The organism is Streptomyces sp. x-19 (assembly GCF_046549115.1).
Lineage (GTDB): Bacteria > Actinomycetota > Actinomycetes > Streptomycetales > Streptomycetaceae > Streptomyces > Streptomyces albulus_C.
Window position 1 is genome coordinate 881,647 of record NZ_JAJPWK010000001.1, and the last position, 13,618, is coordinate 895,264.

The window sequence follows — 13,618 nt, forward strand, 5'->3', positions numbered from 1 at the left end:
TGCCTGGGCCCGTGCTGTCCATGGGGTGCAACACCCCATGGAGGTGCGTGCCCGTCAGCCCGTCGGACGCGGTTTGCTCGCCCGGCGGGCGGGACGGAGCTCCACGTCCTCGGTGCGGTCGCCCAACGCGAGGGTGGCGGAGCCAACGAGTGGGCGGCGGGCGCGTACACAGGCGTAGACGACGGCGGCCAGGACGGCGGTCTCGTGTTGCGTTCCGGTGGCCGACACCTCGATCGTGCGGCCGTCCCGCAGTCCGACCCGGCAGCCGCGGCCGGTGACGGTCGCCGCGGCGAGGAGGCAGCCGGGATAGCGGGCGAGGGTGTCGTCGATCCACCGGTCGGCGGCCACGGCGGTGTCGGCCGTGGTCCGACGCACGAGGACGGAAGCGCTCTCCGGCCACCGCCGGTCCCCCTCGTCATCGGCACAGGACAGATGACGGAACGGGCCGTCGACGGCGTCGCCCAGGGGCGTTCCGGTGTCGACCGCGGACGGGGTGGTGGGAGGGGGTGAGAAGGCGACAACGGCGGCCGGGGTGCGTTCCACGGCTATCCGGGGACCCTCCGTCTCCCAGGAGCCGCACCACCCCGGAGAGCTCTCGTCGGGCGAAGGAGCCGAAGGAACCGAAGGGCCCGAAGCGCCCGGCGAAGCCGCTGAACCCAAGGAACCCCATGAAACCGAGGCGGTGGAAGAAGCGGTGGACGAACCCGAACGCCCAGCGGAACCCGAGGAATCCTCGACGAGGGAGGTGCGGACGTAACAGGCCGTGGTGGCTTCCGGGAGGTCCTCTGGGACCGGCGGCTCCGGGGCGTGGAGCGGGAGCGGCGCGCCGTTCTCCGGTTCCGGGAGGCGCAGGAGGTCGTAGACGGCGGTGCGCAGTCGTGCCAGGGCGCGGCCGGGCGTGGCGAAGGCGCTTTCCCCGACCTTGCGCAGCCGTTCCGGGGTGTCGTCGGCGGGCCCCCGGCCCAGGCCCAGTGCCCGCTCGACCTGCGGCCGCAGCGGTGCGTCGCGTTGTAGCCGCGGGGCGATCCGGCCCAGCTCCGCCATGGGGGTGCCGGCGACGGCCTCGTCGTCGCTGAACGCCCCGAGCAGCAGGGGCGTGCCGAGCGCCGCGCCGTAGAAGGTGACCGATCCGTGGTCGCCGATCAGCAGGTCGGCGGCGAGGAGCGTGGCCTGCCAGCCGGCGGTCGGTGGAATGGTCAACAGTCCGGCGTCGTGCGCGGAGCCGAGGTGCGAACGGAGGGCGTAACCACCGTGCGCGGAGGTGATGTTGGGGTGGGTGACCAGGGCGACCGCGTAGTCGTCCAGGGGGAGTTCGGCGAGCAGGCGGGCCGGCAGGGCGGGGTCCCGGCCCAGGACCGAGCGGTCGCGCCAGGTCGAGCTGATCATGATCAGCCGGCGCCCGTCGGCGATGCCGAGCGCCGCACGGTACGTCGCGCGCAGGGCCCGCCCGCCGAGGAGCGCGTCGTAGCAGGGGTCGCCGACGAGCAGGGTGCGGCCGGCGGTGGCGGGATGGGCGGCGGCGAGTTGGGCCGCCTGGTCCGGATGGGAGATCGCCAGCCGGGCGCGACCGCTGCGCAGCAGCGCGTCCGGGACGACGCCGGCCAGCCGGTCGCGGTCGCTGCGCGAGTCCGGGACGACCTTGTGGAAGCCGACGCCGTGCGGCAGGACCAGCACCGGACAGGTGTGGTGCGCGGTCGTGAGGTCGGCGTTCTCGGTCGCCGTGACGATCAGGTCGGGGTCGGTCCGGGCGAACTGGTGCCAGGGCAGCACCCGGGCGCCGACCGAGCGGAGCAGGGCGTGTACGCCGTCGTTGAACGCCGAGGTGGGGTCGAAGGCGAAGACCAGGTGGACCCGTGCGTCATCGCGCAGGACGGGGCGCAGGACGTCGAGGACCCGCACGGTCGAGGTGACGGTGCGGGCGACGGCGACCACCAATCGTTCGCCGCGGAACGTCTGCCACCGCTCGGGGTCCGTCCCCAACGGCACCCGTAGCGGGGGGAGCAGCCCGTGCGTGCTGTCCGCCGCAGCCGTGGGCGCGCCGGCCGCACCCGCGGGCGCACACCCCCCGACGCCGTCCGTCCCTGCCCCGTCCCCATCCTTCGCGGTTCGCGGTTCGCGGTTCGCGGTTCGCGGTTCGCGGTTCGCGGTTCGCGGTTCGCGGTTCGCGGTTCGCGGTTCGCGGTTCGCGGTTCGCGGTTCGCGGTTCGCGGTTCGCGGTTCGCGGTTCGCGGCCAGAGTGGTACTAGCGCGCCTCACCGTTGTTTGCAACCCCCTGGTGGTGACGGCGCCGGCGGTCTGCCACCGGCGATCGGACGTGTGCCCGGCAGCCACCGTATTTCACGGCGATGCCGCGCCCGGTCCAGGGCCGGGCCTCAGGCGTCCCCGGGCTTTCGCCGGCCGGCGCTGAACCGCCCCAACCGCAACGACGCGGGACCGAAACCGAGCGAGCGCGGCAGCCGACGGAGCGCCCGCTCGAGGCCGGGTGCGCTCGGTGCGGCCGGGACCGGCGCCGTGGTGAGTGCGGCGGTGGCCGAAGGGGCGTACCGGGCCGGCAGCGCGGACGGCGCGTCCGGGGCTTCGGTGCCGGGTGCGCGCACCGCGGACGAGGGCGCGGCGGACGCCGGTTGCTGGGTCCACGCCTGCGGCAGCCGGGTCACCGGGACGGCCGGCCGGACCACGTCCACGTAGGCGCGGCAGACCGGAGGCAGGCCGACGGCCGGGTCGCGCACTCCGTCGAGCGCGCCGCGCACGAAACGGGTGGCCAGCGACGGCCGGGAGACGCTCGGGCGCGGGGACCGCGGAAGCTCCTCGCCGGCGGCCAGTGCCCATGGCCCGTCCACGAGACCGCCGACGGTGCGCTGCACCCTGCGGGCCAGCGCGGGCTCGTCCAGGCCGTACCGCCCCAGTGCGGCGCGGAGCTCGGCCGCACCATGGGCGGCGAGGGACAGTCCCTGGCCGAAGTCCGGATTGACCGAGGCCACCGCGCCGCCGAGGGCCAGGAACCCGGTGGGCCAGCTGCGGAGCCGCTCGTAGCGGTGGCGGCGGCTGGAGGTGTCCCGGGTCAGCCGCACCTCGCTCAGCGGCTCGGCCTCGGCGATGAGGTCCCCGATGACCGGGTGGATGCGGTGGGCGAACGGCACGAAGCGGTCGGCGCGTTCGGACGGCGGTTCGGCGCCGCTGCCGCCACCGGTGAGTGTGACCAGCCAACGCCCGCCCTCGATCGGGACCAGCGTCGCGGTCCGGGCGGGCGGGAGCGGGGTACCGTGCGCGGCGGCGTCGGCGGCCGGACGGCAGTCCGAACGGCCGGTGATCACCGGGCAGTTCCGGGCCCCGGCCGGCGCGCGGAAGATGCGGGTGGCGCAGACGATCCCGTAGTCCCGGACGTCCTCCGGCGCGGCGGGCAGCCCCAGCGCCGCCAGCCGGTCCGGGGTGGTGGAGGAACGGCCGGTGGCGTCCACCACGAGATCGGCGTCCAGGCGGTACGTCTCACCGCTGGTGGTGCCCCTGACCCACACCCCGGTGACGTGCTCGGCGGTGCCGGTCAGCCGTTCGGCCTCCGTGCCGTCGAGGACCGACACCCCGGAGAGCGCCGGCACCTGGCCGCGGACCACCCGGTCGAGCAGATCGCGGGAGCAGGTGAACACGTGCTGTGTGCGGGCCGAACGGCCGGGGCGCAGCGGACCGTTCTCCGACGGCACCACGAGCCGGTGGGCGCCCTCGGCCAGCCAGCGTGCGACGGTGCCGGGCAGGAGGTCCTCGATGACCCGGGCGCCGTCCGCCGCCAGGAGGTGGGTGTGCCGGGGCTGCGGAAGGTCGCTGGGCAGCGCGGGGGTCCGCGGCAGTCGCTCCCGCTCCACGACGATCACGTCGGCGTACGCGGACAGCGCCGCGGCGGCGAGCATGCCCGTGAAGCCGCCGCCGAGCACCACGGCGAGGTACGGGTGCGTGAACTGGAGCCCGGCGCTGGTCGTTCTGCTCGACGCGTTCATGAGCGGTCCCTTTCTCGGCGGTGGCGCGCGGATCCCCGGCGGGGCCCGGTCGCGTCCAGAAAGGGCGGAGCGGTGTGGGGCCGGGAGTGACGGCGCGCGGCGGCGATGACGGCGTCGGTGGCGGCGGTGACCCGCGCCGTCAGCGACGGCAGGGAAGCAGACGCGGTTCGCAGGATGCGCAGAGGTGCCGGCGGAAGAGGCAGAGCGCGTTGTAGGTCCCGGCAGGCCGGCGCGAACGCCGGCCTGCCGCCCCCCGATTTCCCCATCATGATTCCCCCTCAGGCCGTGCCCGCCCGACCGCGGTTCGGACCCCGTCCTCCGCCACTCCCGGCCCGGAATCCCGGGTGGGACGGGCCGGCACCGCTGCCTCGCGCGCTGTGCGCTGCCCTTGAGGACGTGGCCGTCGCCTTGGGTCAACGGCGGACACACGTCCGGATCGTAGGCGGCGTCGATCACTTCCGGTAGCCGACGGAGAGTGAGCGATGCGTGGGAGCCACCCGTCCCGTACTGCCCGGTAGACCACCACCAAACGGGGCGAATGGTGGGAAATGGCATCGAACTTTTCTCGCGTCGCGAGAAATCCCCCAAGAATCGAGGGTGTGCGCGAGAGCGCCGCTCCTCGCGCGTCCGGAGGGTTGGCGCGAAATGATCGGGAGGCGGCGAGCCGGTCGGTGCCGTGCCTACCCTGTGCGGGCACCGCACCGGAGAACCCGAGGGAGAGTCGTGCGCGCGATCGTCATGCGAGAATTCGGCGGCCCGGACGTGCTCCGGTTGGAGGACGCGCCGGAGCCGACGCCCCGCGCCGGGCACGCACTCGTCGAGGTGACCCTGGCCGGCGTCAACTACGCCGACGTACACGTCCGCGGGGACACCTACCTCGCCCCGGTCGACCTGCCCTACATACCCGGCAACGAAGTCGTCGGCACCCTCGACGGCCGGCGGGTCGTCGGACTCACCCGCGGTGGCGGTTACGCCGAACGGACGCTGCTGCACCGCCGCGTGACCTGGGACGTCCCCGACGCCGTCAGCGACCGGCAGGCGGTCGCGCTGGCCCTCCAGGGCAACAGCGCCTGGCACCTGCTGTTCACCGCACTGCGCCTCACCAAGGGCGAGACCGTCGTCGTCCCGGCCGCGGCGGGCGGCGTCGGCACGCTGGCCGTCCAGCTCGCGGTCCGGGCCGGCGCCAAGGTCATCGGCCTCGCCGGCTCCGCGGCCAAGCGCCAACTGGCCCTGGAGCTGGGCGCACACGCCGTGGTCGACTCCACCGCCGAGGACCTCACGGAGCGCATCCTGGACGCCGCCGGCGGCCCCGTCGAGACCGCCCTGGAGATGACCGGCGGCGCCACCTTCGCCCGGACCCTGGCGGCCCTCGCACCGCGCGGTCGACTCGCCGTCTACGGCTTCGCCGGCGGCGAGTTGGCGGACGTGCCCACCCGCGAACTCATGGAGCGCTCCCTCACCGTCTCGGGCTTCTGGCTGCCCCAGCTCTATGGGGACCGCACCGCCCTGCCGACGTCCATGCGGGCGTTGTTCGACGCCGTCGCCGACGGCTCCCTGACCACGCTGACCGGCGCCACCTACGCGCTCGGGGAGGCGGCGCAGGCGCACCACGACCTCGCCGCCCGCACCCCGACCGGCAAGCTCGCCCTCGACGTCACCCGCTGACGCCGAAGGCGTCGGGGGCCGGTCGCCCCGCACCACACACGCCGTGCCCCTTCGGGCGCGGAGCACCGCCAGGGAGGAGAGCACACGATGGGCCATCGCACCGCAGCGTCGCAGTCCACGGCTCCGGAGGCCGCGCAGCGCACCGACCAGGCTCGCCGGAGCACGGCCGCCGCCGGCTCCCGGACGCCCGGATCCGGCCATGCCGAGCGGGTCTTCCTCGTCCAGACGGCCTTCGCCGAGCTGGGCGGGCACGCCCACGGGCCCGGTGAGATCGCGGAGTTCACCGGCCTGGACGACTCGGTCGTCTACCGGATCCTGCAGTCCGGCATCTACCAACGGATCTTCGAACGGGTGGACCGCGGCCTCTACCGGCTGCGGACCTCGGCCGCCCAACTCGCCTTCACCGCGCTCGACCACCGCCTCGACGGGGCGCAGACGGTCCTGCGCGATCTGCGCGAGGCGACCGGGAACGGGCTGGCGTTCCTGTACATGGTGGCGCCGTTCTCCGGCGCGCAGCGGCAGTGCGTCGACATGGCCGTCGGCGACTCCGACCTGGCCGAACTCGGCATGACACCACGGGACGTGCTGTCCGTGACCCGCTCCCTGCGCACCGGTGCCTCCGGGCGGACCATCCTCGCCTACCTCCCGGAGGTCCTCCAGCAGCGCGTGCTGGCCGAGCCGGTCCCCGACCAGGCCGGGCCCGGCGTCTACCGGGACAACGCCGCGCTGCTGGCCTCCCTCGCCGAGGTCCGCGACCTCGGCCACGCGCTCGGCTACGAGGAGTGCATGGCCGGCTGGAACTCCTGTGCCGCACCGATCATGTGGGACGGGGCCATCATGGGCGCGGTGCTGTTGCTCAAGCAGAAGACCGTGATGCCGCACGCTCCCGACGGCGTCATCGAGGCGACCAAGGAGGCGGCGGCCGTCCTCAGCCGTCACGGGGCGGCCCGGCCGGGCACGGACGCCTGATCCGGAACCCCGGCACCACCGGGCCGCGTGACTGTGCACGAGGCGGCACGCCTCTCTACCGTGGCACCAGGCGCGACACGACGCGCGTGACAGACGAGGGGGTCCGATGGAAGCGGAACTGGTGGCGCTCGCGGCGTCCGGGGCGACGACGCTGGTGCAGCAGATGGCGACCGACGGCTGGGCCGCGGTCCGCCGGCGGATGGCGGCCCTGCTCGCCCGGCGCCGCGGCGCGGAGGAGGAGGCGGAGGTCGAACGCGAACTGGACCAGGCGCGCGCCGACGTCGTCGCCGCCCAGCAGGACGGTGACGAGGACGTGGCCGAGGGGATGGCCATGGTCTGGAAGGCCCGGCTGCGGCGGGTGCTGGCCGAGGATCCGGCCGCGGCGGCCGAACTGCGCCGGCTGCTCGACGAGGTGGCCCCCCAGCAGCAGGCCCAGGCCACCGTGCGGGACGTCCACAACACCCTCAGCGGTAGTGCGAGCGGGGTGGTGGTGCAGGCCGGCGTGATCTCCGGCGGCATCCACGGCATCCCGCCCGGCGGACCGCAGCCCCGCTGACCCCCGGCGCCGCGCACCGGCCGGCGGGGCAGAATGGCCGGGTGCGGCTCGAAGCGATCACCTGGGAACGGCTCACCGACGCGCTCGCCGGGCGCGTCGACGGGCTGACGGCGCACGACGGGAGCCCCTGGCTGCGGGTGGCGGTCGACGGGGCTCCCGCCGCCGCCCCCGGCGACCTCGCCGGGCGGCTCGCCGAGGCGCTCCGGCTCCGGGGGCGGGCGGTGCACGAGGTCGGCGCCCACGGCTTTCTGCGGCCCGCCTCGCTGCGCCTGGAGTACGGCCGGGAGGACCCGGACGCCTACCACGACGAGTGGTTCGACCGGCGGGCCCTGTGGCGCGAGGTGTTCCAGCCGCTGGAACCGGGCGGCACCGGGCGGGTGCTCCCGGACCTCTGGGACCCGGTGGCGGACCGGGCGACCCGCAGCGCCTACGTGGAACTGCCGCCCGGCTGCGTGCTGTTGCTGCACGGTCCGCTGCTGCTCGGACAGTGGTTCCCGTTCGACCTCGCGGTGCACCTGAAGCTGTCGCCGGGTGCGCTCGCCCGCCGCACTCCGCGAGACCAGCACTGGACGCTGCCGGCGTTCGCCCGCTACGAGGCCGAGACCCGGCCCGAGGAGGCCGCGGACATCGTCGTACGGGCCGACGATCCCCGCCGACCGGCCTGGACCGGTACCACGGACTGAGCGGACGGGCCACCGGACGCCCGCCCCGCGAACGGGCCCGCCGGGGCCGGCCCGGCCCGCGGCGCCCCGGCCCGTACCCCTCGACAACTCCCGTTCCCGACGGCCCTCTTGGGGCGTCGTGCCGTGCGTCGCGCTCTCGGTCATGGCGATCCCTCCCCCGGGCGGCCCCCGCGACCGCCCCGCTCTGAAAAACCGTACGGCCGGCCACTGACAATCGACCGGCGACGGCCGAACGCGGGCCGCCCGACGACGCGTTCACCGCGGCCGGTAGCGTGCGGGGGATGACGACCTCGTTCGACGCAGCAGCACCGCAACCGCCCCTGCCCGGCAGCCAGGGGCCCACCGCGACCGTGGAGGTCCCGCCGCGCGCCGTCGGAGCCGTGGCGATGTCCTACGCCCCCGACCCGGACGGCGACCCCGACCCCGGCGAGATCGTCTGGACCTGGGTGCCGTTCGAGGAGAACGACGGACGCGGCAAGGATCGGCCGGTGCTGGTCGTGGCCCGGGAAACGACCGGGACGCTGCTGGCCGTGCAACTGTCGAGCAAGCGCCACAGCGACGACCGGGACTGGGTGGCGATCGGCGCGGGTCCCTGGGACCGCGCCGGGCGGGACTCCTGGGTGGCCGTGGACCGGGTGCTGCGGGTCCACGCGGACGGGATGCGGCGCGAGGCGTGCGCGCTCGACCGGGGCCGCTTCAACCTCGTCGCCAACCGGCTGCGGGAGCTCCACGGCTGGCGGTGACGCCGACCGCGCGCCCGGGGCCGGGAGTCGGCCCCGGGCGCAGCGGGCGGCGGATCAGGCGTCGGCCAGCGCCAGCAGCTTGGTGACCGTGTTCCAGTTGCGCGCGGTGGCCGTCACCCCGAGCCGGGCCCGGCCGACCGCCTCGGCCAGCTTGGAGCGCCCGATGCCCTGCGGACACCACAGGTACAGGTCGCGGCCCATCAGCCGGAACCGGTCCGGTGCGTATGAGTCCTGGTCGAGCGCGTCCAGCCGGGCCGTGTCGGTCGGCACCTGCGACAGGAACGTCACGTGCAGGGTCTTGGGTTCCGGAACGGCGAGCGGGAACGGGTTCCCGGCGACGGTGGCGGCCCATTCGTCCCTCGTCCGCACGATCACCGGCACCGACAGGCCCAGCTCGGCCGCGATCCGCTCCTCGATCCGCCGGGCGGTCTCCGCCGGCGCCGTCCCCGGGTCGGCGAAGACGAGGTTGCCCGTCTGCAGCAGGACGGAGACCTCCTCGAACCCCAGAGAGCGGGCCAGCTCCAGCTGACGGGCCCTGGGGAAGGCGTTGTGGCCTCCGACGTTGATGCCGCGGAGCAGAGCGATCTGGCGGGGCATGCACGATCCTTCGAGGACGGTGCCGGCCGGCGGCGGGCACGAGGGGCAAACGGGGAGGCGGCCGGGCCGCGGCCCGACGGGGCTCAGAACAGGGGAGCGGGGAGCACGCCCTCCAGGGCCAGCAGCAGCCGCTTGGCCTCCAGGCCGCCGCCGAAACCGCCGATCCCGCCGTCGCTGGCCACCACCCGGTGGCAGGGCACGACCACCGGGAGAGGATTGGAGCCCATGGCGGCGCCCACCGCCCGGGCCGCCCCCGGCTCCCCGACGCGGTCCGCGAGGTCCTGATAGCCCACCACGCTGCCGTACGGCACGCCGTCGGCCAGGATGTGCAGCACCCGAGCGTTGAAGCCGCCGGACAGCGACCAGTCCAGCGGGACCGTGAAGGCGTGCAGCTCACCGGAGAAGTAGCGGTCGAGCTCGTCGGCGGCCGTCGCCAGGTGCGGCAGCTCCGGCAGCGGCGGCCCGCCGAAGGTGCCCTCCAGCCGGGTCAGCGCCCGCCGGGTCACCCGCTCGTCGGCGTGGAAGACGACCTGGACCAGGCCCTCGCGGGTCGCGGCGAGCAGCAGCGGGCCGATCGGGGCCCCGACGCGCGTCCAGGCCCAGTCGCGGCGGGGCGGACGGCCCGCCTCCGGGGCGGCGTCCGGCGCCGCGGCGGGTCCTGGGCCGTGCTCTCGGTTCGTCACGTGTCCAAGGGTAGGTCCGGCCACCGACAACGCGGCGGGGAGCGGACCGGGCGGCCCCCGCCGGCCCCGCTCCCCGCCGCGCCCGACGGTCAGTGGCCCCCGGCGGCCAGGGCCTCGCGCACCACGTCCGGCTTGTTGCTGATGACGCCGTCGACGCCCAGGCCGGCGGAGCCGACCGCGGCCTTGGCGTCGTCGACGGTCCAGGTGTAGAGCTCCAGCCGCCGGTGGTGCGGGCCGCGCAGCGCGTGCACGGCGTCCACGTACGCACGGGTGACGGCCGTGTGGGGCGGGTTGATCTGGTCGCAGTAGGCGGCGTACTTGGGCAGGTCGGTGACCGAGGGGTTCCCGAGGAAGCCCGTCTTGATCGCCGGTTCCAGGCGGTGGACCTTCTTGATCGCGTCGGCGTTGAAGCTCTGCACGATCAGCCTGCTCTTGACGTGCGCACCGTTCAGCCAGCCGTCGTGGTGCAGCTCCCGGAGGGCCTGCCGCTCGACCCCCGGGTAGAGCTCGGGGTTCTTCAGCTCCATCAGCAGCCGCTGGCCGTTGTGCTCGACCTCGTCGAGGTAGTCCTCAAGGGTCGGCACCCGCTCGCCCTTGAACTTCGCGTCGTACCAGCTGCCGGCGTCCAGCTTCTCGATCTCCCGGAGCGTGAAGTCGCCGACGTTCCACGGGGAGCGGTCCGGGAAGACCTTCTTGACGTTGGTCGTCCGGGCCAACGAGGTGTCGTGCAGGACGACCAGCTCGCCGTCCTTGGTGCGCTGGACGTCGTTCTCCACCCAGGTGATGCCGAGCCGGTGCGCCGCATCGACGGACGCGAGCGTGTTCTCGGGCGCGTACGCCGCGGCGCCGCGGTGGCCGACCACCACGGGGGGACGCCCATGGGCCGCGGCCTGGGCGCCGCTGGCGGGGAGGGCGAGCGCGGACAGACCCATGAGCGCACCGGCGAGGGCAGCGACGGGGCGAATACGCATACGGACTCCTCGTGACGTCGTGGTAGTGGACTGACGTGAGGTGAGGTGAACGGGGAGGACGGTCAGACGGAGGCTCGCAGCCGGGCCGGAGGGGGAGACGGACGTGCGGTGGCCGGGCGCTGAACGGGAAATGGCCGTGTTCCGTGCGGAGCGTCGCAGTTGCAGGATGCCCGGAACGGCCCTGCAGCAGACGTACGCCCCGACGTCGTCCAACTTGCCGGAGCTGCGGCGTCCGCGCATCTCGGCCGACGGCGAGTCACCCCTCGTATATGTGACCGTTTTTGCCGCCCGCGCCCCGGGCATACCTTTCCGGCTGGCCGCGATGCGCCCGGCCCCCGGCCGGGAGGGCGCGTGCGAGCCGGCGGAGCGCCGGCGGCGCGGTGGCGACCGGCCCAGTCGCCCCATCGCTCCGGCGCCCCTCGGGAAACCGCAGGTCAGCGCCGGTTCGGCACCGATTGTCAGTGGCGGGTCGTACGGTGGATCCCATGCGGCCCGTTTCAAAGATCGAACGCACGGTGGCGCCCTTCGAGGTCGTCAGCTCCTACCAGCCCAACGGTGACCAGCCGGCGGCCATCGCCGAGCTCGACCGGCGCATCCGCGGCGGTGAGAAGGACGTCGTCCTGCTGGGTGCGACGGGTACCGGCAAGTCGGCGACCACCGCGTGGATGATCGAGAAGCTGCAGCGCCCGACGCTGGTGATGGCGCCCAACAAGACCCTCGCGGCCCAGCTCGCCAACGAATTCCGCGAACTGCTGCCCAACAACGCCGTCGAGTACTTCGTCTCGTACTACGACTACTACCAGCCAGAGGCGTACGTCCCGCAGTCCGATACGTACATCGAGAAGGACTCCTCCATCAACGAGGAGGTCGAACGGCTGCGCCACTCCGCGACGAACTCCCTGCTCACCCGGCGGGACGTGGTCGTCGTCGCCTCGGTGTCCTGCATCTACGGCCTGGGTACGCCCCAGGAGTACGTCGACCGGATGGTGCCGCTCAGGGTCGGCGACGAGCTCGACCGGGACCAGCTGCTGCGCCGCTTCGTCGAGATTCAGTACACCCGCAACGACCTGGCGTTCACCCGGGGCACCTTCCGGGTCCGCGGCGACACCATCGAGATCTTCCCGGTCTACGAGGAGTTGGCCGTCCGGATCGAGATGTTCGGCGACGAGATCGAGGCGCTGTCCACCCTGCACCCGCTCACCGGCGAGGTGATCAGCGACGACCAGCAGCTCTACGTCTTCCCCGCCAGCCACTACGTCGCCGGCCCCGAGCGCATGGAGAAGGCCGTCGCCGGGATCGAGGCAGAGCTGGCGGACCGGCTCGCCACCCTGGAGAAGCAGGGCAAGCTGCTGGAGGCCCAGCGGCTGCGGATGCGCACCACGTACGACATCGAGATGATGCGGCAGATCGGCTCCTGCTCGGGCATCGAGAACTACTCGATGCACATGGACGACCGCGAGCCGGGCACGGCGCCCAACACCCTCCTCGACTACTTCCCCGAGGACTTCCTGCTGGTCATCGACGAGTCGCACGTCACCGTCCCGCAGATCGGCGCCATGTACGAGGGCGACGCCTCCCGCAAGCGCACGCTCGTCGACCACGGCTTCCGGCTCCCGTCCGCGCTGGACAACCGGCCGCTGAAGTGGGAGGAGTTCCTGGAGCGGGTCGGCCAGACCGTGTACCTCTCCGCGACGCCCGGTCCGTTCGAGCTGTCCCGCAGCGACGGCTTCGTCGAGCAGATCATCCGGCCGACCGGCCTGGTCGATCCGGAAGTGGTGGTCAAGCCCACGGACGGGCAGATCGACGATCTGGTGCACGAGATCCGCAAGCGCACCGAGAAGGACGAGCGCGTCCTGGTCACCACCCTCACCAAGAAGATGGCCGAGGACCTCACCGACTACTTCCTCGAGCTCGGCATCCAGGTCCGCTACCTGCACAGCGACGTCGACACCCTGCGGCGCGTGGAGCTGCTGCGCGAGCTGCGGGCGGGTGAGTACGACGTGCTGGTCGGCATCAACCTGCTCCGGGAGGGCCTGGACCTGCCGGAGGTCTCCCTGGTGGCCATCCTCGACGCCGACAAGGAGGGCTTCCTGCGCTCCGGCACCTCGCTGATCCAGACCATCGGCCGGGCGGCCCGCAACGTCTCCGGCCAGGTGCACATGTACGCCGACAAGATCACCCCGGCGATGGAGAAGGCCATCGACGAGACCAACCGCCGCCGGGAGAAGCAACTCGCGTACAACAAGGAGAACGGCATCGACCCGCAGCCGCTCCGCAAGAAGATCGGCGACATCGTCGCCACCCTGGCCCGCGAGGAGATCGACACCCAGGAGCTGCTGGGCAGCGGCTACCGCAAGTCCGGCGACAAGGACGGCAAGGCCAAGGCGCCGGTCCCGGCGCTCGGTGGGAAGGCCGGCAAGGCGGGCAAGGCCGCCAAGGGCAAGGGCGGCAAGGGTGGGGAGGTCCTCACGGACCGGCCCGCGGCCGAACTCGCGGACACCATCGAGGAGCTGACCGAGCGGATGCGGGCCGCCGCGGCGGAGCTGCAGTTCGAGGTCGCCGCCCGGCTCCGGGACGAGGTCGGCGAGCTGAAGAAGGAGCTGCGGCAGATGAAGGAGGCCGGACTGCAGTAGCGGCCTGTGCCCGGCGGTGCCCGCCGTGCCCACCGGGGCGACGGCGGCTGGTGGACCGGCCCAGGGCCGTGCCCTGGTCGTGTTGCGGATCCGCCACAGGCGGCGGGATCCGGCGTGCCCCGCCCCGCC

General features: G+C 73.7%; 11 protein-coding genes. 6 read left to right on the forward strand and 5 right to left on the reverse strand.

Annotated elements, in window-relative coordinates; all coding sequences use genetic code 11:
• Positions 1-54: 54 nt before the first annotated feature.
• Both ACLJT4_RS04060 and ACLJT4_RS04065 read right to left on the reverse strand, forming a co-directional pair.
• On the reverse strand, positions 55-1,986 hold the full coding sequence (locus tag ACLJT4_RS04060) for a CDP-glycerol glycerophosphotransferase family protein (protein ID WP_411120997.1): 1,932 nt from the start codon (positions 1,984-1,986) through the stop codon (positions 55-57).
• 386 nt (positions 1,987-2,372) lie between these two features.
• Complete coding sequence (locus tag ACLJT4_RS04065) at positions 2,373-3,989, reverse strand: FAD-dependent monooxygenase (RefSeq protein WP_411120998.1); 1,617 nt, start codon at positions 3,987-3,989, stop codon at positions 2,373-2,375.
• Between the two features lie 723 nt (positions 3,990-4,712).
• Between ACLJT4_RS04065 and ACLJT4_RS04070 the strand changes: the two genes are divergently transcribed.
• From ACLJT4_RS04070 to ACLJT4_RS04090, 5 genes are all read left to right on the forward strand, one after another.
• Positions 4,713-5,654 carry a quinone oxidoreductase family protein gene (locus ACLJT4_RS04070; protein WP_411120999.1) on the forward strand — a complete coding sequence of 314 codons (942 nt, stop codon included), beginning with the start codon at positions 4,713-4,715 and terminating at the stop codon, positions 5,652-5,654.
• 87 nt (positions 5,655-5,741) lie between these two features.
• Positions 5,742-6,623, forward strand: a complete 882-nt coding sequence (locus tag ACLJT4_RS04075) for an IclR family transcriptional regulator C-terminal domain-containing protein (protein ID WP_411121000.1) — start codon at positions 5,742-5,744, stop codon at positions 6,621-6,623.
• A gap of 106 nt (positions 6,624-6,729) precedes the next feature.
• The gene (locus ACLJT4_RS04080; RefSeq protein WP_407616182.1) at positions 6,730-7,179 is read left to right on the forward strand and encodes a hypothetical protein; all 450 of its coding nucleotides are present in this window, start codon (positions 6,730-6,732) and stop codon (positions 7,177-7,179) included.
• A 41-nt stretch (positions 7,180-7,220) separates the two neighbouring features.
• Entirely contained in the window at positions 7,221-7,862 is a 642-nt protein-coding gene (locus ACLJT4_RS04085; RefSeq protein WP_411121001.1) for a uridine kinase, read from the forward strand.
• 281 nt (positions 7,863-8,143) lie between these two features.
• Complete coding sequence (locus tag ACLJT4_RS04090; RefSeq protein WP_016577353.1) at positions 8,144-8,605, forward strand: type II toxin-antitoxin system PemK/MazF family toxin; 462 nt, start codon at positions 8,144-8,146, stop codon at positions 8,603-8,605.
• 54 nt (positions 8,606-8,659) lie between these two features.
• Here ACLJT4_RS04090 and ACLJT4_RS04095 read toward each other — a convergent pair whose 3' ends face one another.
• The 3 genes from ACLJT4_RS04095 to ACLJT4_RS04105 all read right to left on the reverse strand — a co-directional run bounded on the left by ACLJT4_RS04095 (position 8,660) and on the right by ACLJT4_RS04105 (position 10,856).
• Positions 8,660-9,202, reverse strand: a complete 543-nt coding sequence (locus ACLJT4_RS04095; protein ID WP_411121002.1) for a DUF1697 domain-containing protein — start codon at positions 9,200-9,202, stop codon at positions 8,660-8,662.
• Between the two features lie 83 nt (positions 9,203-9,285).
• Positions 9,286-9,885 carry a methylated-DNA--[protein]-cysteine S-methyltransferase gene (locus tag ACLJT4_RS04100; protein WP_411121003.1) on the reverse strand — a complete coding sequence of 200 codons (600 nt, stop codon included), beginning with the start codon at positions 9,883-9,885 and terminating at the stop codon, positions 9,286-9,288.
• Positions 9,886-9,974: 89 nt separating this feature from the next.
• Positions 9,975-10,856, reverse strand: a complete 882-nt coding sequence (locus tag ACLJT4_RS04105) for a glycerophosphodiester phosphodiesterase (RefSeq protein WP_411121004.1) — start codon at positions 10,854-10,856, stop codon at positions 9,975-9,977.
• Between the two features lie 485 nt (positions 10,857-11,341).
• Here ACLJT4_RS04105 and uvrB point away from each other — a divergent pair, with 485 nt between their 5' ends.
• Positions 11,342-13,489, forward strand: coding sequence for an excinuclease ABC subunit UvrB (gene uvrB / locus ACLJT4_RS04110; RefSeq protein WP_411121005.1), 2,148 nt, complete (start codon positions 11,342-11,344; stop codon positions 13,487-13,489).
• Positions 13,490-13,618 lie beyond the last annotated feature (129 nt).

Bases quoted from the DNA above. Each gene is read 5' to 3' on its own strand.
- uvrB (WP_411121005.1), top strand. From the start codon at position 11,342: ATGCGGCCCGTTTCAAAGATCGAACGCACGGTGGCGCCCTTCGAGGTC.
- ACLJT4_RS04095 (WP_411121002.1), bottom strand. From the start codon at position 9,202: ATGCCCCGCCAGATCGCTCTGCTCCGCGGCATCAACGTCGGAGGCCAC.
- ACLJT4_RS04065 (WP_411120998.1), bottom strand. From the start codon at position 3,989: ATGAACGCGTCGAGCAGAACGACCAGCGCCGGGCTCCAGTTCACGCAC.
- ACLJT4_RS04090 (WP_016577353.1), top strand. From the start codon at position 8,144: ATGACGACCTCGTTCGACGCAGCAGCACCGCAACCGCCCCTGCCCGGC.
- ACLJT4_RS04105 (WP_411121004.1), bottom strand. From the start codon at position 10,856: ATGCGTATTCGCCCCGTCGCTGCCCTCGCCGGTGCGCTCATGGGTCTG.
- ACLJT4_RS04080 (WP_407616182.1), top strand. From the start codon at position 6,730: ATGGAAGCGGAACTGGTGGCGCTCGCGGCGTCCGGGGCGACGACGCTG.
- ACLJT4_RS04075 (WP_411121000.1), top strand. From the start codon at position 5,742: ATGGGCCATCGCACCGCAGCGTCGCAGTCCACGGCTCCGGAGGCCGCG.